The organism is Kitasatospora sp. NPDC024654, from assembly GCF_055559155.1.
On sequence record NZ_JBVHLF010000013.1, the window covers coordinates 80,447 to 102,745 of the forward strand.

Consider the following 22,299-nt stretch of genomic DNA (forward strand, 5'->3'; position numbering starts at 1 on the left):
CGGACGGTCCGTCCGCCGGGCCGCCGGTGACGCGTACCCTCGGCAGGAACAGCGGTGAGAGCGTTCCGCAACCGAAGGAGTGGAGTCCAGTGCCCGAGCTGAAGTCCCGTACGGTCACCCACGGTCGCAACATGGCGGGCGCCCGCGCCCTTCTCCGGGCGGCCGGTGTAGCCCGGGAGGACTTCGGCAAGCCGATCATCGCGGTGGCCAACTCCTTCACCGAGTTCGTCCCCGGCCACACCCACCTGCAGCCGGTGGGCCGGATCGTCTCCGAGGCGATCCAGCGGGCCGGCGGCATCGCCCGGGAGTTCAACACCATCGCGGTGGACGACGGCATCGCGATGGGCCACCACGGGATGCTCTACTCGCTGCCCTCCCGCGACCTGATCGCCGACTCGGTCGAGTACATGGTCAGCGCGCACTGCGCGGACGCGCTGATCTGCATCTCCAACTGCGACAAGATCACCCCCGGCATGCTGATGGCCGCGCTGCGGCTCAACATCCCGACCGTCTTCGTCTCCGGCGGCCCGATGGAGGCCGGCCAGGCGGTGCTGGTCGACGGCACGGTGCGCAAGCTCGACCTGGTGAACGCGATCTCGGACGCGGTCAACGAGAACGTCTCCGACGCGGACATCGCGATCATCGAGGAGAACGCCTGCCCGACCTGCGGCTCGTGTTCCGGCATGTTCACCGCCAACTCGATGAACTGCCTCACCGAGGCGATCGGCCTCTCGCTGCCCGGCAACGGCTCCACGCTGGCCACCCACACCGCCCGTCGGGCCCTCTACGAGGACGCCGGCCGGACCGTCGTCGAGATCACCAAGCGCTACTACCACCAGGACGACGCCTCGGTGCTGCCGCGCAGCATCGCCTCGCGCGCCGCGTTCGAGAACGCGATGGCGCTGGACATCGCGATGGGCGGCTCGACCAACACGATCCTGCACCTGCTCGCCGCCGCCCAGGAGGCCGAGCTGGACTTCGACATGCGGGCGATCGACGCCATCTCGCGCCGCGTCCCGTGCCTGAGCAAGGTCGCGCCGAACGGCTCGTACTACATGGAGGACGTCCACCGGGCCGGTGGCATCCCCGCCATCCTGGGCGAGCTGTACCGCGCCGGGCTGCTCAACGAGGAAGTGCACACCGTGCACAGCGACTCGCTCGCCGAGTGGCTGAAGACCTGGGACATCCGCGGCGGCTCGCCCTCGCCCACCGCCGTCGAGCTGTTCCACGCGGCGCCCGGCTGCGTCCGCTCGGCCACCGCCTTCTCGCAGTCCGAGCGCTGGGACAGCCTGGACACCGATGACGCCCAGGGCTGCATCCGCAGCGTCGAACACGCCTACTCGACCGAGGGTGGCCTGGCGGTCCTCTACGGCAACCTCGCCGAGGACGGCTGCATCGTCAAGACGGCCGGCGTGGACGAGTCGATCTGGACCTTCAGCGGCCCGGCGGTGGTGCTGGAGTCCCAGGAGGACGCGGTGGACGCCATCCTGTCCAAGCGGGTCAAGGAGGGCGACGTGGTGGTGATCCGCTACGAGGGCCCCAAGGGCGGCCCGGGCATGCAGGAGATGCTCTACCCGACCTCGTTCCTCAAGGGCCGCGGCCTGGGCAAGGCCTGCGCGCTGATCACGGACGGCCGGTTCTCCGGCGGCACCTCGGGCCTGTCGATCGGCCACGCCTCGCCCGAGGCGGCCTCCGGCGGCACGATCGCGCTGGTCGAGGACGGTGACGTGATCTCGATCGACATCCCCGGGCGCAAGGTCACCCTGGAGGTCTCCTTCGAGGAACTGCACGAGCGGCGGCTGCGACTGGAGGAGGGCGGCGGCTACCGGCCGAAGAACCGCGACCGGCAGGTGAGCCAGGCGCTCCGGGCCTACGCGGCGATGGCCACCTCGGCCGACCGCGGCGCGGTGCGGGACGTCAGCAAGCTGGGCTGATCCGCGGTCCGCCGGTGGGCTCGGGGATACTTGAGGGGTGAGCGACGACCGCACCACCCCCGCCCCCGAGCCCATCCGTTTCTTCGGCACCAGCTGGGTCGAGCGCGGCGGCGACTACTGGCTGCGGCGCGTGCTGGTGCCGGTCGGGGCGCTGGTCACGCTGGCGGTGGGCGCCCTGGTGCTGCGCTTCGCGGTGGCCGGGGTGCAGATCTCCAAGGCCGGCGGCTTCGTCAACGGGCTGCTGCTGGCGGCCATCGCGATCTGCACCTGCCTGGCCGGGCTGCGCACCTGGAAACTGCTCACGGACGGCCGCGACGCGCTGACCGGCTGGATGGCCGAGGACAAGTCGCTCGGCGCGGTCTGGCTGATCGGCTGCGTCGGCGCGGCCTTCGCGTACTTCCTGCGCAGCCTGGTCGAGGCGCCCGGGGAGGCGCTCGCCCGGGCCCGCTACGAGCGGCTCGCCGCCCAGCACGCGCGGCGCCGGTCCGGCCGGTCGGGTCGGCCGGACAAGCGGCGCAAGCGCTGAATCAGGTCCGGCTCTCGGTGCCGCACTTGCCGTCGTCGGGCAGCGGCTTGCTGCGGTCGTACGGGTCGACGGTCGGCCCGGCGTTCGGGCTCGCGGTGTCGTCGCCGTTGAGGTCGAAGTCGTACTGCGGGAACTCCGGTTCCAGCCAGCCGTCGCCCATCTCGCAGTAGTTGCCGCCCATCGAGCTCTGCGCGTTCTCGACGTACAGCTTGCCGCGGTCGACGTCGTAGCTCCCGGGATCGTAGAAGCGGAAGTCCTGGACCCGACGGACGATCTCGCGGGTGACCGGCGTCGAGCCGGCCAGCGTCAGCGACGCCGACCGCGCGGTGGCGCCACCGCCGGGCGGGGCGGGCGGGGTGTACTGCTGGGGGCCGGGGGTCAGCGCGTAGACGAAGGTGTAGTCGCTGTGGACCAGCACCCCGTGGTCCCCGTCGCCCTCGAAGGTGATCCGGCCCTGGAGCTTGACGTCCGGCCCGACCGGGACGGCGGTGGCGGGGTTGAAGCGGCTGATCCAGTTGGTCGGGTCGTGGTCCTTGTCCGGGTGCGCGAGGGCCTGGGACAGCTGGTCGTGCTCCTGGCCGTTCAGCAGGCCGAGCACCGGCGCGGGGTCCCCTCCGGCCACCACCTTCGGGTCCAGGTTGCTCTCCACCAGGTAGTTCTTGACCAGCTGGAGCTGGGCGGCGACCTGCTGGCCGCTGAACACCCCGGTCGCCTGGGCCGCCGGCAGCACGATGGCGTCCGGGCCGGCCGGCCACGCGTCGGCGGGGGAGCCGGCCCAGGGGTGGTCCACGGTGGGATCCTGGGGGGCCTGGCTCGGCGGCGCGGCGGTCGGCGCGGCGGTCTCCGGTGCCTGGGTGACGACCGGGGCCGCGACGCCGCTGCCGTCCTGGCCGCCGCCGAGGTGGCCGGTGTACCAGTCGTGCAGCCGGTTGACGTTCAGCGCGGCCAGCACCACGGCGCCGGTCAGCACCACGTACAGCGGGGCCTGCCAGTTCCGCCGGGCGGGCCGCCTGTTCCCCCAGGGGTCGACCGCCTTCGACCGGCGGCCGAAGCGGCGGCGCCGGGCCTCCGTCGGCGGGCGCCAGGGCTGCTGCGGCTCCGGGGGCTCGCGGCGCCACTTGGCGGCGAGCATCCGGGACCGCCCGGACTCCTCCCTGACGCTGGCTGAGCGGACGAACTCCTCGTCCAGGACGAGGTCGGTGAACGGGTCCCGCCCGCCCTCGGTGGAGGGCGGGAGATCGGGGTCTTCGGCTATCGGCACGCGGTCAGTATGCAGAGGTCAGAGGCGCTTTCCGGCACCGGGCGGGCAGCTGACGGCGGCTCGGTGCGCGCTCTGTGCCGATACCTCCCGCGATGCCCGGCCGGCGGACGCCCGGGAGCTCGCTCGCGGCGAACGTCACAGGTCGGACCCGGTCCGGGCGGCCCGGTCCGGGCGGCCCGATCCGACCTGTGACGACGCCGGCCGGGTCAGGCGCTGCCCCGGGCGGCCTTGACCGAGCCGACCACGCCGGCGATCACCAGCAGCAGGCCGGCCGGCAGCAGCGAGGTGAAGAGCGCGCCGAACAGACCCCAGCCGCCGAGCAGGGTCAGCGCCACGGTGTTCAGCACCAGCAGCGCGCCGCTGGCCGGGACCGCGGCCTTCCAGGGGTGCGCCTCGGCCCAGCGACGCAGCCGGCGGTCGCCGGTGTCCCGGCGCAGCTTGCCGCCCACCGTGCCGACCAGGAAGAAGAAGAACAGGGCCAGGCTCACCGGGCCGGCCAGGATTCCGGTGGACCAGTGGCCGGTCACCACGTCCACTCCGAGGGCGGCGCCGCCCACCACGGCGCCCACGGCCGCGGCGGACTTCCACGGCCCGGTCGTCGCCGACGCGATGGCCAACTGACGGTTCTCACCACGTGACATCTCTGCGTGTCCCATACCCCCACGTTGCTCCTCGCGCCGCCCCGGGGCCATAGGGGAAACCCCCGAGTCTTCCCCTACTGGGAGCCGGGCCCGCCGTCCTCCGCCACTCCGCCGTCCGTCCCGTGGACGCCGGCCGGGCGCCCGGCGGGCAGGTGCGAGGATTGGGCGGAGTACCGTCGCGGTGATCAAGGAGCAGCCATGAGCAGCAGCGCCGTCCACCCCCAGCGGATCGCCTTCCTCGGCACCGGCAAGATCGGCGAGGCCCTGCTCTCGGGCCTGCTGCGGGCCGGCAAGGACCCGGCCGACGTCCTGGTCACCGCCCGCCGCCCGGAGCGCGCCGCCGAGCTGGCCGAACGCTACGGCGTCGGGGTGGCCAGCAACCAGGAGGCGGCCAAGCTCGCCGACACCCTGATCCTGGCGGTGAAGCCGCAGGACATGGGCACCCTGATGGAGGAGCTCGGCCCGCACCTGGCCGGCGACCGGCTGGTCATCTCCGCCGCCGCGGGCATCCCGACCCGCTGGCTGGAGGCCCGGCTGCCGGCCGGTACCCCGGTGGTCCGGGTGATGCCCAACACGCCCGTCCTGGTGGACGAGGGGATGAGCGTCATCTCCGGCGGCACCCACGCCACCGAGGAGCACCTGCGGCGCACCGAGGAGATCTTCCAGTCGGTCGGCAAGGCGCTGCGGCTGCCGGAGTCCCAGCAGGACGCCGCCACCGCGCTCTCCGGCTCGGGCCCGGCCTACTTCTACTACCTGGTCGAGGCGATGACCGACGCGGGCATCCTGCTCGGCCTGCCCCGCCAGGTGGCGCACGACCTGATCGTGCAGTCGGCGATCGGCGCCTCCGTCATGCTGCGCGACTCCGGCGAGCACCCGGTCAAGCTGCGCGAGGCGGTCACCTCGCCGGCCGGCACCACCATCGCGGCCATCCGCGAGCTGGAGAACCACGGCGTCCGGGCCGCCCTGCTCGGTGCCCTGGAGGCGGCCCGTGACCGCTCCCAGGAGCTCGCCTCGGGCGGGAAGTGATCCGCCGGTGCCCCGCTACGACCTGGTCATCCTCGACAACGACGGCGTGCTGGTGGACAGCGAGCCGATAGCCAACCGGGTGCTCGCCGAGTACCTGACCGAACTCGGCTACCCCACCACGGTCGAGGACTCCTACCGCGACTACCTGGGCTGTGCCGCGCACCGGATCCACGACGTGATCGCCGAACGGCACGGTGCCCGGCTCCCCGACGGCTTCGACGAGCTGTTCCACGATCGGGTCTTCGCCGCCTTCACCAGCCGGCTCACCCCGGTGGCCGGCGCCGTCGAGCTGCTCGAGGAGCTGCGCCGGCGCGGCGTGCCGTACTGCCTGGCCTCCTCCGCCCACCACGCCTGGATCCGCACCGCGCTCGACCTGACCGGCCTGCGCGCCGACTTCCCCGAGGAGCGGATCTTCAGCGCCCAGGACGTCGGGGCCGGCAAGCCCGCCCCCGACCTCTTCCTGCACGCCGCCCGGACCCTGGATGCCAGCCCGGCCCGCTGCCTGGTGATCGAGGACAGCCCGAACGGCGTCCTCGCCGCCCGCGCCGCGGCCATGCCGGTGTACGGCTACGCCGCGCTCACCCCGGCCGACCGCCTCACCACGGCCGGCGCCACCGGCCTGCTCGACTCGCTGGACCAGGTGCTCGACCTGCTGGCCTGACCCCGCGGGGCGGCGGGCACCCGGTGTCGGAAGACCGCGCGGGAGCGGATCCGGCCCCTTCCACGGGCACAACTGCCGCTACCGGCCGGCAGGGTGACCCCGGTTCGCCCGAACCGTCGTGCCAGCCGGGGCTGCTGGGCCCTCCCGTCGGCGTCAGTGTGCGGCTCGCGTCCTCCGGACCCCGTCCCCGCCGCGGCTCCACCGCCCGGCAAGCGCCTCGGGGGCCACCGCACGGTGTCTCCCCCGAACGTCGTGTTCGACCCCTCCCCAAATCGCCCGTCGCCCCCTACGCTCGCGCCAATATCGTCGTACCGGCCGGTATGCCGCCCGGTGGTGAGCGAGGTCCGGATGGCCAGCGAAAGACCGCACCACCCCGCACCCAGCCACCGGCTGCGCCAGGCCCGGGCCGCGCTGCTGGTCAGCTTCCTGCTCCAGGGCACCACCTTCGCCCTGCTGGTCACCCGGATCCCCGGCATCCAGCGGCAGTACGGGCTCGGCGACGGCACCCTGACCGTCTTCCTGGCCGCCGTGCCGATCCTGGCCGGGGTCGGGTCGATCAGCTCCGAGCAACTGGTGAAGCGGACCAGCCCGCGCGGCGTGCTGCGGGTCGTCCAGCCCGCGGTCTGCCTCACCCTGGTCGGGGTCGGCATCGGCCACCGGCTCTGGGTGCTCGGCCTGGCGCTGGCCGCCTTCGGGCTGCTGGTCGGTGCGCTGGACGCGTCGATGAACATGCTCGGGGTCGGCCTGCAGCACCGCTACGGCCGCTCGATCATGATCGGCTTCCACGCCGCGTTCAGCCTCGGCGGGATCATCGGTGCCCTGCTGGCCAGCGCCGGGGCCGGCGGGCACCTCAGCCTGCTGACGCTCTTCGGCGGGACGGTGGCTGTGCTGATCCCGGCCGCACTGGTGGCCGGCCGCTGGTTCGCCGGCCCGGCCGAGCTCGGCGACGCGGTCCGGCAGGCCGCCGAGGCCGCCGCCCGGTCGATCCCGTGGCGGCCGCTGCTGCCGCTCTGCGCCGCGATGGCCTTCGCCTACATCGCCGACTCCTCGGTCTCCAACTGGAGCGCCAAGTACCTGACCGAGACGCTGCACAGCGGCGACCGGGTGGGCGCGCTCGGCTATGCGGGCTACATGGTGGCGATGCTGCTCGGCCGGGCCTTCGGTGACCGCGGGGTGCAGCGCTTCGGCGCCGCGCCGGTGGTCCGCACCGGCGCCGCGGTGGCCGCGCTGGGCTTCGGGATCGCCGCGCTGGCCCCCGCGCCCTGGGCCGGGGTGGCCGGGTTCACCGTGCTCGGGCTCGGCATCTGCGCGATCATCCCGCAGGTCTTCGCGGCCGGCGGGCGGCTCTTCCCGCACGACTCGGACGCCGCGGTGGCCCGGCTCAACCTCTTCAACTACGTGGGTTTCCTGGTCGGTTCCCCGCTGGTCGGCGCGATCGCCGGGGCCAGCTCGTTCCGCTGGGCGCTGACCGCGCCGATGGTGATGGTGCTGGTGGTGGTCCCGCTGGCCGGCCACTTCGCGCCCGCCGCGGCGGAGCCACTACGGTTGGACCATGCCCCAAGCCCAGCCCGGCCGGCCGCCTGAGCAGCCTGAGCAGCAGTCCGGCAGCCACCCTCCCGTCCAGCCCTGCACCCTCCGGCTCTGCTGGGACGCGGCGGTCACCGGCTACGACTTCGGCCCCGGCCACCCGATGGACCCGACCCGGCTCGCGCTCACCATGGGGCTGGTCGAGGCCTTCGACCTGCCCACCGCTCCCGGGGTGGCGGTGGCCGCCGCGCCCGCGGCCGGCGAGTCGACCCTCCGGCTGGTGCACCGGCCGGAGTATCTGGACGCGGTCCGGCGGGCCGCCACGCACCCGGGCACCCTGGACGACCGGCACGGCCTGGGCACCGAGGACAACCCGGTCTTCCCGGCCATCCACACCGCCTCCGCGCTGATCGCCGGTCAGTCGGTGGGCGCGGCCGAGGCGGTCTGGCACGGCACCGCCCGGCACGGCGTCAACTTCGCCGGCGGTCTGCACCACGCGATGCCCGACCGGGCCTCCGGCTTCTGCGTCTACAACGACGCCGCGCTGGCGGTCGCCCGGCTGCTCGAACTGGGCGCCGAGCGGGTCGCCTACGTGGACGTCGACGTGCACCACGGCGACGGCGTGCAGCGGGTCTTCTGGGACGACCCGCGGGTGCTCACCATCTCGCTGCACGAGCACCCCAGCACGCTCTTCCCGCAGACCGGCTGGTCCACCGAGACCGGTGGCGACGCGGCCCCTGGTTCGGCGGCCAACCTCCCGCTGCCGGCCGGCACCGGCGACGCGGGCTGGCTGCGCGCCTTCCACGCCGTGGTGCCCGAGCTGCTGGCGGCCTTCCGCCCGCAGGTGATCGTCAGCCAGCACGGCGCGGACACCCACCTGGAGGACCCGCTGGCCCACCTGGCGGTCACCGTGGACGCCCAGCGCGCGGTCGCCGCCAGCATCCACGAGCTGGCCCACCGGCACTGCGGGGGCCGTTGGGTGGCGCTCGGCGGGGGCGGCTACGCCGTGGTGGACGTGGTGCCGCGGACCTGGACCCACCTGGTGGCGATCGCCGCCGGCCGGCCGATCGACCCGGCCGTCGAAACCCCCGAGGTGTGGCGCGGCGAGGTGTACCGGCTCACTCGCCAGCTCGCCCCGCTGCGGATGACCGACGGCGTCGAGCCGCACTGGAAGGACTTCGCGGAGTCCGGCTACGACCCCGGTGACCGGCTGGATCAGGCGATCCTGGCGACCCGCCGGGCGGTCTTCCCGCACCACGGCCTGCTGCCCTGACCCGATCCCCGCGTCGGCCCTCACCCGGTCGGCGGGCGCTCACGGTGCGCGCGGGGGCGCGGACGGGCCCTGGGTCGCGCGCGTCCGTACGCCTGCCCGAGCGCCGCGCTTCCGTGCGCCCACTCGGTCCCGGCCCGTCCTGCCAACGGTCGTCCGGGCGCAGACCAGCTGCGCCAGACCACGGAGCGACTACCTACTGCAGCAGGCGGATCTCTGACCGTACAAGGACTCCGCATCCCCCTCTTCCCACTGGTACCACCCGCAACTACTCTGGGGATACGCGTGTGTCGGTGGAGTCACCGGAGGGGAAGCCGGTGCCTTGCACACGGAAAAGGGTCGGGTGAGGTCATGAGTTCCGGCGAACGCCCCCTGCAAGAGGTCAACTTCCTGACCGTGGCGGAAGTCGCCTCGGTCATGCGGGTGTCCAAGATGACGGTGTACCGCCTGGTGCACAGCGGAGAGCTGCCGGCCATCCGGGTGGGCCGCTCCTTCCGGGTTCCGGAGCAGGCGGTGCACGACTACCTGAAGGACTCCTACGTGGGTCGGCAGACCGCGTAGCGGCCGGGTGACGGCCCTGGTCGGCGTCCCGATTACGGCCACGGGCGCGCGGACGGTAGGCTAGGCCCTCCGTCAGTCGTATGGACTCCGTCTCTCACGGGCGGAAGTCTCAGTGAGCGAGGGTTGTTCCGTGGGCTCTGTCATCAAGAAGCGTCGCAAGCGTATGGCCAAGAAGAAGCACCGCAAGCTTCTGAAGCGGACCCGCGTGCAGCGTCGTAACAAGAAGTAACACCTGCGGAGCCTCGCTCCAGGTGCACAGCTGCCCGTCCCGGCTCGGCCGGGGCGGGCAGCACCCGTTTTCCGGCCCCGACGCGGTACGGTGCAGGCACGGCCCGGCGGGAACACCGTCCGGGCGGGCCGGTCGGAAGCGGAGGGGCAGCGTGGGCAGGGTCGTGCTGGTCACCGGAGTGGCCAGGCATCTCGGCGCCCGGTTCGCCGAACGGATCCGGCGCGAGCCCGGCGTGGAGCTGGTGGTCGGGGTGGACACCGAACCCCCGCGGCACCGCCCCGAGGCCGCCCCCGGCCCGCTGGCCGAGTACCACTTCGCGCCCGCCGACCTGCGCCGCCCCGCGATCGCCCGGGTGCTCGCCGAGTACGGCGTCGACACCGTGGTGCACCTCAACGTCAGCGCCACCAACCCCGGGGCTCCCGGCCGCGCCGCGGTCAAGGAGATCAACGTCATCGGCACCATGCAGCTGCTGGGCGCCTGCCAGCAGTCGGCCGGTCTGCGCCGGCTGGTGGTCAAGTCCACCACCGCGGTGTACGGCTCGACCTCGCGCGATCCGGCGGTCTTCGGCGAGCGGGCCCAGCCCAAGACCCTGCCGGCCGGCGGTTTCGCCAAGGACGCCGCCGAGGTCGAGGGGTACGTCCGCGGCTTCGGCCGGCGCCGCCCGGACGTCGCGGTGAGCGTGCTGCGGTTCGCCAACATCGTCGGCCCGGGTGCCGACACCCCGCTCGGCGAGTACTTCGCGCTTCCGGTGCTGCCCACCGCGCTCGGCTACGACCCTCGGCTGCAGTTCGTGCACGAGGACGACGCGGTCGAGGTGCTCCGGCTGGCCGCGCTGGACGCCGCCCGCGGCACCACCAACACCGGCACCTTCAACGTCGCGGGGGACGGCGTGCTGCTGCTCTCCCAGTGCGCCCGCCGGCTCGGCCGGCCGACCGTGCCGATACTGCGGCCCGCCCTGGGCTGGGTGGCCGCGCTGGCCCGGCAGACCAGGGTGTCCGACTTCTCCCCGGAGCAGATCGGCCTGCTCACCCACGGTCGGGTGGTGGACACCACGCAGCTGCGCGAGACCTTCGGCTACCAGCCGCGGTTCACCACCCCGGAGGCGTTCGCGGACTTCGCCGCCGCGCAGACCGGGGGGCTGCTGCCGCCGGAGCGGCTCACCGTGCTCACCGACCGGCTGGCCGGCTGGCTCGGCGGCCCCGAGCAGGACGCCCCCGAGCGCGACCCGCATTCCCCTACCGCAGACAGGAGTTGACGGGCCGATGACAGCCGCTTCGAGGCGCGTTCCGGACCAGGCCACGGTCATCCCGATCGAGTCCGCGCCGAGTTGGACGCCCCCGCCGGGTGCCGCCCCCGCCTTCGCCGACCGGCTGGCCGAGGCGGTCGGCGGCGCGCTGGCGGGCCGGCTCGGGCCGGTGGCCGAGTCGGTGCTGGGCAAGGGCTGGGAGGGGCGGGCCGCCAACGGGTTGGCCTTCCTGCGCCGCCGGATCACCGGCGACTACGAGGTGGACGAGTTCGGCTTCGACCGCGAGCTGACCGAGGAGGTCTTCCTCTCGTTGCTGCGGCCGCTGGCGGAGAAGTACTTCCGGGTCGAGGTCCGCGGGATCGAGCACATCCCCGCCGAGGGCGGCGCGCTGGTGGTGGCCAACCACTCCGGCACCCTCCCGCTGGACGCCCTGATGACCCAGGTGTCCATCCACGACCACCACCCGGCCCGCCGCCACCTGCGGATGCTCGCCGCCGACCTGGTCTTCGTGCTGCCGGTGGTGAACGAGGTGGCACGCAAGGCCGGGCACACCCTGGCCTGCAACGAGGACGCCCAGGCGCTGCTGGAGCGCGGCGAGGTGGTCGGGGTCTGGCCGGAGGGCTTCAAGGGGATCGGCAAGCCCTTCTCGGAGCGCTACAAGCTGCAGCGTTTCGGCCGCGGCGGGTTCGTGGCCTCGGCACTGCGGGCCCGGGCGCCGATCGTGCCCTGCTCGATCGTGGGCGCCGAGGAGACCTACCCGATGATGGGCAACGCCAAGGCGCTGGCCCGGCTGCTCGGCCTGCCGTACCTGCCGATCACACCGACCTTCCCCTGGCTGGGGCCGCTCGGGCTGGTCCCGCTGCCGACCAAGTGGACCATCCAGTTCGGCGAGCCGATCCGCACCGACGGGCACCCGCCGGAGGCGGCGGACGACCCGATGCTGGTCTTCAACCTGACCGACGAGGTCCGCGAGACGATCCAGCACACCCTCTACCGGTTGCTGGTCGAACGGCGCTCGGTCTTCTTCTGAGCCCCGGGAAGGTCTGACGAACCCCGGGAAGGGCTGACGGCCGGGCCCCACCACCGCGTGGGAGCCCGGCCGTCAGCCCTTCGCTCAGTTGCCGGTGCCGCCGATCACCCCGAGTCCCGGCAGCAGGCCGGGGACCAGCGGCGGCAGGTCGAGCCCCGGGTCGTTCTGCGACGCGCCCGGCGAGGCCCCGGCGGCGGGAGCACCGCCGGCCGGAAGGCCCGGCGCCGGCGCGGCCGGACCGCTCTGCGGCGCACCGGCCGCCGGCGCGGGCGAGGACCCCGCACCGCCGGCGGCCCCCGTCAGGTTGCCGGTCAGGCCGTTCACCAGGCCGCCCACCGCGCCGCCGGCAGACCCGGCCGCCGGGCCCTGGCCCTGCCGCTGAGCCGTGCCGGAGCCGTCGGACGGCTGTGCGCCGCCCGCCTGGCCGCCGGTCGAGGACGCCGGGCTGCCGTCGGACTGCACGACCGAGGCGTTCCCACCGGTGGGGGAGGACGACCCGGTGGCCGGCGATCCCGGAGCCTGGGCCGGCGCGCCCGACCCGCCCCGGCCGGTGCCCTGGTCGAGGTGGAGCGGTGCCACCTCCGCGTTGAAGTTGTCGAAGAGCTGGTCCACCTGGCCGGCCTCCGGGGTCAGCTGCGGCGGCAACTCCCGCTGCAGGGCGGCCCAGTGGTCGTCCTGCCGGTCGGTGAACGCGGCCAGCCGGCGCATCGGGTCGAGCGAGCCGTTGGCCTGGTAGACCCGGCGCAGCAGATCCCCGCCCTTGGCCGCCTCGACGTTCATGTCCTTGAGCGCCGCGCCGAGTCGGGCCACCGTCTCCGGGCTGAGCGCCGAGCCGTCGCCGGCCCGGCCGACCAGCTCGTGCGCCTCGGTGAGCCGGTTGGAGGCCTGGTCCAGCAGCAGCGCGCCGCGCTCGGCGTCGCTGCGGGCCAGATCGAGCCGCAGGTCCTCCAGGCCGCGCTTGACGGGGTACAGGGTCTCCCCGGGCAGCGCGCCGGTACTCGCCGCGGCCACCCCGGCCAGACTGCCCACCGTCACCCCGGCCACCAGGCCACCGATCGCGAACCGGCGGCCCCAGCGGCGGCCGCGCGGGGCGATCCGGTCGGCCCGGTGCCGCCGCTGGCGCGGCACGGTCGGCAGTCCGCCGCCGGCCACCGCCTGCTCGAACGCGGCCATCAGCTGGGCGCGTTGGGTCGTCCGGACCTCAAGGTCCAGGGCGGGCACCGAGAGCTCGCCCAACGCCTGTGCGGTGGCCACGAGTTCGCCCAGCGCGGGGCTGCCCGCCTGCTGTCCTGTCCGGTGGGCCTCCAGCGCCTCGGCGAAGGCCTTCGCCCGCCGGTGCTCCAGCACGTTTGCCGTCACGGGCCACACCTCCCTTCGTCGTTGTCGACTCCCCGGCCTGCCGGACGGTTGCCCCGGCGGGCCAAATCCACTCCATCGGGTGACTGTTCGCGGTCTGGCTTGACCGTGCGTCCCGAGATGGTCTGCACGCTGGGCAACGAGTGGCGTCGGTCGTCGGTTACGCACGAGTGATCATGTGACCGCATTCTCACCCGGACGTGTGGGAACGGTCCGGCGGATGACGGTAAGTCAACGATGGTCATCGGGCGTCGGGCGGCAGCAGCCGGGCCAGCGTGCGGACCGCGCGGTACTGCAGGGTCTTGATCGCGCCCTCGTTCTTGCCCATGATCCGGGCCGTCTCGGCGACCGAAAGCCCTTGCAGGAAACGGAGCGTGACGCACTCCTGCTGCTGCGGGTTGAGCCGCCGGACGGCGTCCAGCAGGGCCGCGTTGGAGAGCGACTCCAGCACCGAGTCCTCGGGGCTGCGCTCGCACTCGTTGGAGTCGAGCATCTCCCCGGTGGTGACCTCCAGCCGGAACCGGCTGGACTTGAAGTGGTCGGCCACCAGGTTGCGGGCGATGGTCACCAGCCAGGCACCGAAGTCCCGGCCCTGCCAGGTGAAGGTGCCGATCCGGCGCAGCGCGCGCAGGAAGGTCTCGCTGGTGAGGTCCTCGGCGGTGGCCCGGCTGCCGACCCGGTAGTAGATGTACCGGTAGACCGTGTCGCAGTAGTGGTCGTAGAGCCGCCCGAAGGCCTCGCTCTCGCCGGCCTGGGCCCGCTCGACCAGTTCCATCACCGGGTTGTGCTCGGTCTCGGTGCTCTGGTGCGGCAGGGTCGCCCTGGTCCGGCCACGGGAGCCGGCGCCGCCGGTGGTGCCCCGGCTGCGGGTGGGGGTGCCGGTGCCGCCGGCCGCGGTGCTGCGCAGCGCCAGGCCGGGCCCGAACGGGGCGCCGGCGGTCGCGAGTTGAGGGGTGGCCAGGAGTAACTGCCGGTGCAGCAGGGAGCGCAGCTGTCGAAGGTTGCGGGCGGCGGCGACGGCGGCGACGGTGGTGACGGCGGGCGACGGGCGGGCGGGAGCAGGCGCGTCGTTCCGGACGGGTGGGTACACGGGACTCCCAGAGGCAGAACTGTGGACGGATCACCTCCGCCTGCGCGGAGAGCACACTCCCCGGCACCCCGCCGGGGGGACACGTGGGGTGGGCGTGCATCCAGGAGAGGATAACGCTTTGTGCAATGACAGCTACACCGTGTGGCCGAAGTGGTCGATAGGGATCCACTTTGCGTGGTATATGAGCTGAAAGTGACCGAACAAAGCTCCGAGCTGGGCACTCTGGCGGGTCATTCGGCAGCGCAGTGTGACCACTTCCGAGGTCGTCCCGCCGGTTTCCCCGGTTGCGGCCGTGCCAATCCCAGACTTTCCGGAGCGTCCGAACGATCAGAACCGGTCAGTGGCCAACCGGTGCTGATGTCCCGTCAGCGCTCCCCGGTGTTCCCCGGTCGCGGTCAGTTCCGCCGGCGGCGCAGTGCGATCCCGGCCAGCGCGGCTCCCGCGGCGGCGCCCAGCAGCACCGCGGCCGGGATGCCGACCCGGGCCGCCTTTCGGCCGGTTCGGAAGTCCTGCACCCGCCAGCCCTGTGCCCGGGCGTACTTGCGCAGCGCGCCGTCGGGGTTGATCACGAAGGGGTGCCCGACCAGCGAGAGCATCGGGATGTCGTTGGACGAGTCGCTGTACGCGGCGCAGTGCCCGAGGTCCAACTGCTCGCGCCGGGCCAGCGCGCGGACCGCCGCCGCCTTCGCCGGGCCGTGCAGCATCTCGCCGACCAGCCGCCCGGTGTAGACGCCGTCCTCCGCCTCGGCGACGGTGCCCAGCGCGCCGGTCATGCCGAGTCGGCGGGCGATGATCCGGGCCACCTCCTGCGGCGCGGCGGTGACCAACCAGACCCGCTGGCCGGCGTCCAGGTGCATCTGCACCAAGGCCCGGGTGCCGGGCCAGACCTTGGCCGTGACGATCTCCTCGAAGATCTCCTCGCAGATCGCCTCCAGGTCCGCGGTCCGCTTGCCGGCCACCAGGGAGAGCGCGGTGTGCTGGGCGTCCGCGATGTGCGCCGGGTCCTCGGTGCCGGCCAGCCGGAACCAGGCCTGCTGCCAGGCGAACCGGGCGACGTCCCGCCGGCTGAAGAACTTCCTTCGGTAGAGCCCGACTCCGAGGTAGAAGACGGCGGCGCCCTGCAGGATCGTGTTGTCGCAGTCGAAGAAGGCGGCGGCCTGCGGGTGGTCCGGCAGCTCCGCCTCCTCCTCGGGTTCCTGCGGCAGCGGGGCGTGCGCGCGCAGCGCCCGCTCGGCGGCGTCGGCCGAGGCCTCGCCGGCCAGCGCGGTCCGCTCGGAGGGGGAACGCCTTGCCTGGGTGAGCCTTCGCAGCGCGGCCATGGACACGAGCATAGTCAGCCGGATTGACGGCGTGCGCGGCGGCCGGAACGGTGGCTTCCGCACGCGGGCGCACAATGGGTCGGTGAGCCCATTGCTGCGTCGTGACAAGAGCCCCCAGCCCGCCGACCGGACGGTGACCCTGGTCGCCAAGCCCGGTTGCCATCTCTGTGACGAGGCCCGGGAGGTGATCCTGCGGGTGACCGGCGAGCTCGGGGCGCGGTTCGAGGAGCGTGACATCACCCAGGACCCGGAGCTGTACCGGACGTACTGGGAGCAGATCCCGGTCACCCTGATCGACGGCCGGCAGCACGACTTCTGGCGGGTCGACGAGACCCGACTGCGGACCGCGCTCACCCGCTGACCCGCGGTCGGGCCGGCCGGCCGGGTCGCGCACCGCGTCGTACTGGAGTCCGAGCGTGATGGCACTGAAGTCCGAGCGTGATGCGCGTCACTGTGGCGGGACAAAACGGACACCATCTTTGTGCACACGTTCACAAAGACTTAGCCTGGCAGCCAAAGCCCAAGCTTCACCCACAGGAGCGCCGTGGCAATCGGTCGATCCACCCCCAAGTCCTCGCCCCCCAGCCCCGCCGACGGAGGCACCATGCGCCGCACACCTGTGGGACGTCAGACGCGTGCCCGCGGCATCCCCGAGGCCACCGTGGCCCGGCTGCCGCTGTACCTGCGTGCGCTGACCGCGCTCTCCGAGCGGTCCGTCCCGACCGTCTCCTCCGAGGAGCTGGCCGCGGCCGCCGGGGTGAACTCGGCCAAGCTCCGGAAGGACTTCTCCTACCTGGGGTCCTACGGCACCCGCGGGGTCGGCTACGACGTGGAGTACCTCGTCTACCAGATCTCGCGCGAGCTGGGCCTCACCCAGGACTGGCCCGTGGTTATCGTCGGTATCGGGAACCTGGGCCACGCGCTGGCCAACTACGGGGGCTTCGCCTCCCGCGGCTTCCGGGTGGCGGCCCTGCTGGACGCCGACCCGGCCGTGGTCGGCAGCACCGCGGCCGGTCTGCCAGTGCGGCACATGGACGAACTGGAGGACATCGTGGAGAGCCAGCAGGTCTCCATCGGCGTCATCACCACCCCGCCGGGCGCGGCGCAGCAGGTCTGCGACCGGCTGGTCGAGGCGGGCGTGACCAGCATCCTGAACTTCGCGCCGACCGTGCTGACCGTCCCGGACGGCGTCGACGTGCGCAAGGTGGACCTGTCGATAGAGCTCCAGATCCTGGCCTTCCACGAGCAGCGCAAGGCCGGCGAGGAGCCCGAGGCCGAGCCCGGCCGCGAGGAGTCGATGCTGGAGCGCGCCCCCGGCCCGGTCCGCGCGGCGGCGGCCAAGCTGCGCCGCGCCGCCGGCGGGGTCAAGGACGCCAAGGTCGAGGCCAAGGGCGACACCGAGCGGTCGGCGGTGATGCCGGCATGAGCCTGCTCGTCGTCGGCCTGAGTCACCGCACCGCCCCGGTGGGCGTCCTGGAGCGCGCCGCGCTGACCGGGGAGGCCCCGAACCGGCTGCTGCACGACGCGGCGGCCACCGCCACCGTCTCCGAGGCGGCCCTGCTCAACACCTGCAACCGGATCGAGCTCTACGCGGACGTGGACAAGTTCCACGCCGGCGTCGCCGAACTCTCGCTGCTGCTCGCCCACCACGGCGGAGTGGACCTGGAGGAGCTGACCGAGCACCTCTACGTGCACTACGAGGACCGGGCCGTCCACCACATCTTCTCGGTGGCCTGCGGCCTGGACTCGATGGTGGTCGGCGAGGGCCAGATCCTCGGTCAGCTGCGCGACGCGCTGGCCCGGGCCCAGGACGAGCACACCGCCGGCCGGGGCCTGAACGAGCTGTTCCAGCAGGCGCTGCGGGTCGGCAAGCGGGCCCACAGCGAGACCGGCATCGACAAGGCCGGCCAGTCCCTGGTCACCTTCGGTCTGGAGCAGGTCGCCGCCGGGGCCGGCGAGATCGCCGGCAAGCGGGCCCTGGTGGTCGGCGCGGGCTCGATGAGCTCGCTGGCCGCTGCCACGCTCTCCCGGGCCGGGGTCGGCGACCTGCTGATCGCCAACCGCACGCCCGAGCGCGCGGAGCGGCTGGCCGCCACGCTGGGCGCCCGGACCGTCGAGTTCGGCAAGGTCCCGCAGGCGCTGGCCGACGTCGACCTGGTGGTCTCCTGCACCGGCTCGGCCGGCGTGGTGATCGGTGCGGCCGAGGTCGCCGCGGCGGTCGCCGCCCGCACCGGTGCCGGCCCGCTGGCCTTCCTCGACCTGGCGATGCCGCGCGACGTGGACCACGAGGTCCGCGCGCTGCCCGGCGCGCTGCTGGTCGACCTGGAGTCGCTCTCCGAGGTCGAGTCCGAGACCGCCGCCGCGCCCGGCGCCGGCGACGTGGACGCGGTGACCCGGATCGTCGCCGACGAGGTGGCCGCCTTCGGCGCCGCCCAGCGCGCCGCCCGGATCGCGCCCACCGTGGTCGCCCTGCGCGCGATGGCCTCCGAGGTGGTCGGTGCCGAGCTGGCCCGCCTCGACTCCCGGCTGCCCGGCCTGGACGAGCGCTCCCGCGCCGAGATGGCGCAGACCGTCCGCCGGGTGGTCGACAAACTGCTGCACGCCCCCACCGTGCGGGTCAAGCAGCTGGCCGCCGAGCCGGGCGGCGCCTCCTACGCGGAGGCGCTGCGCGAGCTGTTCGACCTCGACCCGGCCGCCGTGCACGCGGTGTCCGGCACCCCGGTCGGGCCGCAGGCCGCGTCCGCCGAGGGTAGTCTCGCGGGCGGAGCGGCCCGATGAACCCACGTCCAGCCCACCAGCACCACCGGGATGATCACGTTATGAATGGTCAACTGAGCACCCAACAGGGCCAGTTGGAGGTCGAGGCGATACCGCTGCGGCTGGGTACCCGGCGCAGCGCGCTGGCGATGGCCCAGTCGGGCATGATCGCCCGCGAGGTCACCCGGGTCACCGGCCGCCCCGTCGAGCTGGTGGAGATCACCACCTACGGCGACACCTCCCGCGAACACCTCGCGCAGATCGGCGGGACCGGCGTGTTCGTCTCCGCGCTGCGCGAGGCGCTGCTCGCGGACCGGATCGACTTCGCCGTGCACTCGCTCAAGGACCTGCCCACCGCGGCCCCCGCGGGGCTGCTGCTGGCCGCGGTGCCCGAGCGCGAGGACGTCCGGGACGCCCTGGTCGCCCGTGACGGGCTGACCCTGGAGCAGCTGGTCGAGAAGTGCGCCGGCCACCGGGCCCGGATCGGCACCGGCTCGCCGCGCCGGATGGCCCAGCTGAACGCCTGGGCCGCGGCCCGCGGCGTCGAGATCGAGACCGTCCCGATCCGCGGCAACGTCGACACCCGGATCGGCTTCGTGCACTCCGGCGAGCTGGACGCCGTGGTGCTGGCCGCGGCCGGCCTCAACCGGCTCGGCCGGGCCGCCGACCGCACCGAGGCGCTCGACCCCGCGCTGATGCTGCCGGCCCCCGGCCAGGGTGCGCTGGCCATCGAGTGCCGGGCCGACCGCCCGGAGCTGGCCGCCGCCCTCGGCGCCCTCGACCACGCTCCCACCCGCGCCGCCGTCGTCGCGGAGCGCGCCCTGCTGGCCGCGCTGGAGGCGGGCTGCTCCGCCCCGGTCGCCGCGTTGGCGACGCTGAGCAGCGAGAACGAACTGCGGCTGGAGGGCGTCGTCGGAACCGTCGACGGCGCCACCCTGCTGACGATGTCCACCACCGGTCCGCTCGTCCTCGACGGGACGGCCGAGCGGCAGGCGCGGGCCCTCGGGCACGCACTCGCCGCCCGGCTGCTCGCCGAGGGGGCGGCCGGTCTGATGGGGGAGCGAGCCCGATGAGCCCCACCGCCACCGCCGACCGGTCCGGACGCTGCACCTTCCTCGGGGCCGGCCCCGGCGACCCGGGCCTGCTGACCCTGCGCGCGGTCGAGGTGCTGGCCTCGGCGGACCTGCTGATCGCCGACCCGCTCACCGCCGCCGCGGTGCGCACCCACTGCCCCGAGGGCGTGCAGGTGCAGGCCCCGGGCGCGGTGGACGGCGAGAGCGCCGCCTTCGACGCCGCCTCGCTGGCCAAGCTGGTCACCGACGCCGTGGAGGCCGGCAAGCACGTGGTCCGCACCGTCGACGGCGACCCCGGTCTCGACGGCCGGGCCGCCGAGGAGATGCTGCTCTGCGCCAAGGCCGGGCTGCCCTTCGAGGTGATCCCGGGTGTCGCCCAGTCGGTCGGCGTGCCGGCCTACGCCGGCGTCCCGCTGCGCGGCAGCAACGGTGCCGACGTCCGTTTCGTGGACGCCGCCACCCTGCTGGCCGGCGGTCTGGTCGACCTCGGCGCCCCGGAGACCACCCTGGTCGTCCGCACCACCCTGGGCCAGCTGCCGGCCACCGCGAACGCACTGGTCAGCCACGGCCGCAAGCCGGACGCGGCGCTCTGCGCCACGCTCTCCGGCACCACCACCCGGCAGCGCACCTTCACCGCCACCCTGGCCACCATCGCGGCCGAACTGAAGGCGGCCCGGGTGCTGCCCTCGCCGGTCTCCGCACCGGTCGACCCGGCCACCTCGGTGATAGCCGTGGTCGGCGAGCAGGTGGCGCACCGCTCCTCGCACTCGTGGTTCGAGACCAAGCCGCTGTTCGGCTGGAACGTGCTGGTGCCGCGGACCAAGGAGCAGGCCACCGGCCTCTCCGAGCAGCTGCGCTCGTACGGCGCGGTGCCGCAGGAGGTGCCGACCATCGCGGTCGAGCCGCCGCGCACCCCGCAGCAGATGGAGCGGGCGATCAAGGGCCTGGTCACCGGCCGCTACGAGTGGATCGCCTTCACCTCGGTCAACGCGGTGCGCGCGGTCCGGGAGAAGTTCGAGGAGTACGGCCTGGACGCCCGGGCCTTCGCCGGGATCAAGGTCGCGGCGGTCGGCGAGACCACCGCGCAGGCCCTGGTCGACTTCGGCGTCAAGCCCGACCTGGTGCCGTCCGGCGAGCAGTCCGCCGCCGGCCTGCTGGAGGACTGGCCGCCGTACGACCCGGTCTTCGACCCGATCGACCGGGTGCTGCTGCCGCGCGCCGACATCGCCACCGAGACCCTGGTGGCCGGCCTGGTCGAGCTGGGCTGGGAGGTGGACGACGTGACGGCCTACCGGACCGTGCGCGCCTCGCCGCCGCCGGCCGAGACCCGGGAGGCGATCAAGGGCGGCGGCTTCGACGCGGTGCTCTTCACCTCGTCCTCGACGGTGCGCAACCTGGTCGGCATCGCCGGCAAGCCGCACAACGTCACCATCATCGCCTGCATCGGTCCGGCCACCGCCAAGACCGCCGAGGAGCACGGCCTGCGGGTCGACGTGATGGCGCCCATGCCGTCCGCCACCGCGCTGGCCCAGGCGCTGGCCGACTTCGGTGCGGGCCGCCGGGACGCCGCCCTCGCGGCGGGCGAACCGGTCTACCGGCCCAGCGAGCGCCGCCCCGGCTCCCGTCGCAAGGCCCGTTGACACAGCACTGAACCCGATAGGAGTCAGTCTTGACCCCGTTCCCCGCCATCCGGCCCCGCCGGCTCCGCTCCACCCCCGCCATGCGGCGGCTGGTGGCGGAGACCCGGCTGCATCCGGCCGAGCTGATCCTGCCGGCCTTCGTCCGGGAGGGGATCGCCGAGCCGGTGCCGGTGACCTCGATGCCGGGCGTGGTCCAGCACACCCGGGACACCCTGCGGAAGGCCGCGGTCGAGGCGGCCGAGGCCGGGCTCGGCGGGATCATGCTCTTCGGGGTGCCCGAGGTGCAGGACGCCGTCGGCAGCGAGGGCACCAACCCGGACGGCATCCTGCAGCGGGCGATCCGGGACGTGGTCTCCGAGGTCGGCGACGCCCTGGTGGTGATGTCGGACCTCTGCCTGGACGAGTACACCGACCACGGCCACTGCGGGGTGCTGGCGGCCGACGGCAGCGTGGACAACGACGCGACGCTGGCCCGGTACGCCGAGATGGCCGTGGTCCAGGCCGACGCGGGCGTCCACCTGGTCGGGCCGTCCGGCATGATGGACGGTCAGATCGGCGTGGTCCGGAGGGCGCTGGACGAGGCCGGGCACCAGGACACCGGCATCCTGGCCTACAGCGCCAAGTACGCCTCGGCGTTCTACGGGCCGTTCCGCGAGGCGGTCGGCTCCTCGCTCAAGGGTGACCGGAAGACCTACCAGCAGGACCCGGCCAACGCCCGGGAGGCGCTGCGCGAGCTCGCGCTGGACCTCGAGGAGGGCGCCGACCTGGTGATGGTCAAGCCGGCCATGGCCTACCTCGACGTCCTGCGGCAGGTCGCCGACGCCTCCCCGGTGCCGGTGGCGGCCTACCAGGTCTCCGGCGAGTACGCGATGGTCGAGGCCGCCGCCGCCAACGGCTGGATCGACCGGGACCGGATGATCATGGAGACGCTGACCTCGCTCCGACGCGCCGGCGCCGAGCAGATCCTCACCTACTGGGCGGTCGAGGCGGCCCGTCAGCTGCGCTGAGCGGACGCGTGGGTCGGGGGGGGGGGGGGGGGGTCCCCCCCCCCCCCCCCCCCCCCTCCCCGCCCCCCCCCCCCCCCCCCCCCCCCGACCCCCCCCCCCCCCCCCCCCCCCTGATTGTTTCCCCCTCTCTCCCTCCCCTCTCCTC

At 73.8% G+C, this 22,299-nt stretch carries 21 protein-coding genes; 16 read left to right on the forward strand and 5 right to left on the reverse strand.

Going from position 1 to position 22,299, the window contains the following annotated elements; translation table 11 throughout:
- Positions 1-89 precede the first annotated feature (89 nt).
- Both ilvD and ACZ38L_RS10905 read left to right on the forward strand, forming a co-directional pair.
- Positions 90-1,934: a dihydroxy-acid dehydratase gene (ilvD, locus tag ACZ38L_RS10900; protein WP_465691412.1), complete on the forward strand. Its 1,845-nt coding sequence runs from the start codon at positions 90-92 to the stop codon at positions 1,932-1,934.
- 37 nt (positions 1,935-1,971) lie between these two features.
- Positions 1,972-2,460, forward strand: a complete 489-nt coding sequence (locus ACZ38L_RS10905; RefSeq protein WP_465691414.1) for a hypothetical protein — start codon at positions 1,972-1,974, stop codon at positions 2,458-2,460.
- A 1-nt stretch (position 2,461) separates the two neighbouring features.
- Here the strand turns inward: ACZ38L_RS10905 and ACZ38L_RS10910 are convergent, their stop codons facing one another.
- A complete protein-coding gene (locus ACZ38L_RS10910; protein WP_465691416.1) occupies positions 2,462-3,721 on the reverse strand; it encodes an SCO2583/SCO2584 N-terminal domain-containing protein in 1,260 nt (419 codons plus the stop codon).
- A gap of 206 nt (positions 3,722-3,927) precedes the next feature.
- Positions 3,928-4,377, reverse strand: a complete 450-nt coding sequence (locus ACZ38L_RS10915) for a hypothetical protein (RefSeq protein ID WP_396555741.1) — start codon at positions 4,375-4,377, stop codon at positions 3,928-3,930.
- A gap of 183 nt (positions 4,378-4,560) precedes the next feature.
- Between ACZ38L_RS10915 and proC the strand changes: the two genes are divergently transcribed.
- From proC to ACZ38L_RS10955, 8 genes are all read left to right on the forward strand, one after another.
- The gene (gene proC / locus ACZ38L_RS10920) at positions 4,561-5,388 is read left to right on the forward strand and encodes a pyrroline-5-carboxylate reductase (RefSeq protein WP_465691422.1); all 828 of its coding nucleotides are present in this window, start codon (positions 4,561-4,563) and stop codon (positions 5,386-5,388) included.
- Positions 5,389-5,395: 7 nt separating this feature from the next.
- Positions 5,396-6,049: an HAD family hydrolase gene (locus ACZ38L_RS10925; protein ID WP_465691424.1), complete on the forward strand. Its 654-nt coding sequence runs from the start codon at positions 5,396-5,398 to the stop codon at positions 6,047-6,049.
- 348 nt (positions 6,050-6,397) lie between these two features.
- On the forward strand, positions 6,398-7,633 hold the full coding sequence (locus ACZ38L_RS10930; RefSeq protein ID WP_465691426.1) for an MFS transporter: 1,236 nt from the start codon (positions 6,398-6,400) through the stop codon (positions 7,631-7,633).
- A gap of 106 nt (positions 7,634-7,739) precedes the next feature.
- Entirely contained in the window at positions 7,740-8,849 is a 1,110-nt protein-coding gene (locus ACZ38L_RS10935) for an acetoin utilization protein AcuC (protein WP_465691538.1), read from the forward strand.
- Positions 8,850-9,197: 348 nt separating this feature from the next.
- Positions 9,198-9,407, forward strand: coding sequence for a helix-turn-helix domain-containing protein (locus tag ACZ38L_RS10940; RefSeq protein ID WP_396555733.1), 210 nt, complete (start codon positions 9,198-9,200; stop codon positions 9,405-9,407).
- 130 nt (positions 9,408-9,537) lie between these two features.
- Positions 9,538-9,636 (forward strand): 30S ribosomal protein bS22, encoded by a 99-nt coding sequence (locus ACZ38L_RS10945; RefSeq protein ID WP_003948845.1) that lies wholly within the window; start codon positions 9,538-9,540, stop codon positions 9,634-9,636.
- A 151-nt stretch (positions 9,637-9,787) separates the two neighbouring features.
- The gene (locus tag ACZ38L_RS10950; RefSeq protein WP_465691428.1) at positions 9,788-10,891 is read left to right on the forward strand and encodes an NAD-dependent epimerase/dehydratase family protein; all 1,104 of its coding nucleotides are present in this window, start codon (positions 9,788-9,790) and stop codon (positions 10,889-10,891) included.
- Positions 10,892-10,898: 7 nt separating this feature from the next.
- On the forward strand, positions 10,899-11,912 hold the full coding sequence (locus ACZ38L_RS10955) for a lysophospholipid acyltransferase family protein (RefSeq protein ID WP_465691430.1): 1,014 nt from the start codon (positions 10,899-10,901) through the stop codon (positions 11,910-11,912).
- Positions 11,913-11,996: 84 nt separating this feature from the next.
- Here ACZ38L_RS10955 and ACZ38L_RS10960 read toward each other — a convergent pair whose 3' ends face one another.
- The 3 genes from ACZ38L_RS10960 to ACZ38L_RS10970 form a co-directional block, all read right to left on the reverse strand.
- A complete protein-coding gene (locus tag ACZ38L_RS10960) occupies positions 11,997-13,271 on the reverse strand; it encodes a DUF5667 domain-containing protein (RefSeq protein ID WP_465691432.1) in 1,275 nt (424 codons plus the stop codon).
- Between the two features lie 238 nt (positions 13,272-13,509).
- The gene (locus tag ACZ38L_RS10965) at positions 13,510-14,358 is read right to left on the reverse strand and encodes an ECF subfamily RNA polymerase sigma factor, BldN family (RefSeq protein WP_396555725.1); all 849 of its coding nucleotides are present in this window, start codon (positions 14,356-14,358) and stop codon (positions 13,510-13,512) included.
- A 395-nt stretch (positions 14,359-14,753) separates the two neighbouring features.
- On the reverse strand, positions 14,754-15,677 hold the full coding sequence (locus ACZ38L_RS10970; RefSeq protein WP_465691434.1) for an HAD family hydrolase: 924 nt from the start codon (positions 15,675-15,677) through the stop codon (positions 14,754-14,756).
- An 82-nt stretch (positions 15,678-15,759) separates the two neighbouring features.
- On the opposite strand from ACZ38L_RS10970, the gene ACZ38L_RS10975 reads away from it, so the two are divergent.
- The 6 genes from ACZ38L_RS10975 (at position 15,760) to hemB (ending at position 22,154) form a co-directional block, all read left to right on the forward strand.
- Positions 15,760-16,038 carry a glutaredoxin family protein gene (locus ACZ38L_RS10975; protein WP_396555721.1) on the forward strand — a complete coding sequence of 93 codons (279 nt, stop codon included), beginning with the start codon at positions 15,760-15,762 and terminating at the stop codon, positions 16,036-16,038.
- A gap of 243 nt (positions 16,039-16,281) precedes the next feature.
- Complete coding sequence (locus ACZ38L_RS10980; protein WP_465691437.1) at positions 16,282-17,103, forward strand: redox-sensing transcriptional repressor Rex; 822 nt, start codon at positions 16,282-16,284, stop codon at positions 17,101-17,103.
- Entirely contained in the window at positions 17,100-18,455 is a 1,356-nt protein-coding gene (locus ACZ38L_RS10985; protein WP_465691439.1) for a glutamyl-tRNA reductase, read from the forward strand. Before ACZ38L_RS10980 ends, ACZ38L_RS10985 begins: the two co-directional genes overlap by 4 nt.
- A 41-nt stretch (positions 18,456-18,496) precedes the next feature.
- Positions 18,497-19,507 (forward strand): hydroxymethylbilane synthase, encoded by a 1,011-nt coding sequence (gene hemC, locus ACZ38L_RS10990; protein WP_465691441.1) that lies wholly within the window; start codon positions 18,497-18,499, stop codon positions 19,505-19,507.
- Entirely contained in the window at positions 19,504-21,147 is a 1,644-nt protein-coding gene (locus tag ACZ38L_RS10995; protein WP_465691443.1) for a bifunctional uroporphyrinogen-III C-methyltransferase/uroporphyrinogen-III synthase, read from the forward strand. Before hemC ends, ACZ38L_RS10995 begins: the two co-directional genes overlap by 4 nt.
- 29 nt (positions 21,148-21,176) lie before the next feature.
- The gene (gene hemB / locus ACZ38L_RS11000) at positions 21,177-22,154 is read left to right on the forward strand and encodes a porphobilinogen synthase (protein ID WP_465691445.1); all 978 of its coding nucleotides are present in this window, start codon (positions 21,177-21,179) and stop codon (positions 22,152-22,154) included.
- The last annotated feature ends 145 nt before the right edge of the window (positions 22,155-22,299 follow it).

Excerpts from the sequence above, each read along its gene's own strand:
- ACZ38L_RS10915 (WP_396555741.1), bottom strand. The coding sequence starts at position 4,377 with ATGGGACACGCAGAGATGTCACGTGGTGAGAACCGTCAGTTGGCCATC.
- proC (WP_465691422.1), top strand. The coding sequence starts at position 4,561 with ATGAGCAGCAGCGCCGTCCACCCCCAGCGGATCGCCTTCCTCGGCACC.
- ACZ38L_RS10930 (WP_465691426.1), top strand. The coding sequence starts at position 6,398 with ATGGCCAGCGAAAGACCGCACCACCCCGCACCCAGCCACCGGCTGCGC.
- ACZ38L_RS10935 (WP_465691538.1), top strand. The coding sequence starts at position 7,740 with ATGGACCCGACCCGGCTCGCGCTCACCATGGGGCTGGTCGAGGCCTTC.
- ACZ38L_RS10940 (WP_396555733.1), top strand. The coding sequence starts at position 9,198 with ATGAGTTCCGGCGAACGCCCCCTGCAAGAGGTCAACTTCCTGACCGTG.
- ACZ38L_RS10955 (WP_465691430.1), top strand. The coding sequence starts at position 10,899 with ATGACAGCCGCTTCGAGGCGCGTTCCGGACCAGGCCACGGTCATCCCG.
- ACZ38L_RS10970 (WP_465691434.1), bottom strand. The coding sequence starts at position 15,677 with ATGGCCGCGCTGCGAAGGCTCACCCAGGCAAGGCGTTCCCCCTCCGAG.
- ACZ38L_RS10980 (WP_465691437.1), top strand. The coding sequence starts at position 16,282 with ATGCGCCGCACACCTGTGGGACGTCAGACGCGTGCCCGCGGCATCCCC.
- ACZ38L_RS10985 (WP_465691439.1), top strand. The coding sequence starts at position 17,100 with ATGAGCCTGCTCGTCGTCGGCCTGAGTCACCGCACCGCCCCGGTGGGC.
- hemC (WP_465691441.1), top strand. The coding sequence starts at position 18,497 with ATGAATGGTCAACTGAGCACCCAACAGGGCCAGTTGGAGGTCGAGGCG.
- ACZ38L_RS10995 (WP_465691443.1), top strand. The coding sequence starts at position 19,504 with ATGAGCCCCACCGCCACCGCCGACCGGTCCGGACGCTGCACCTTCCTC.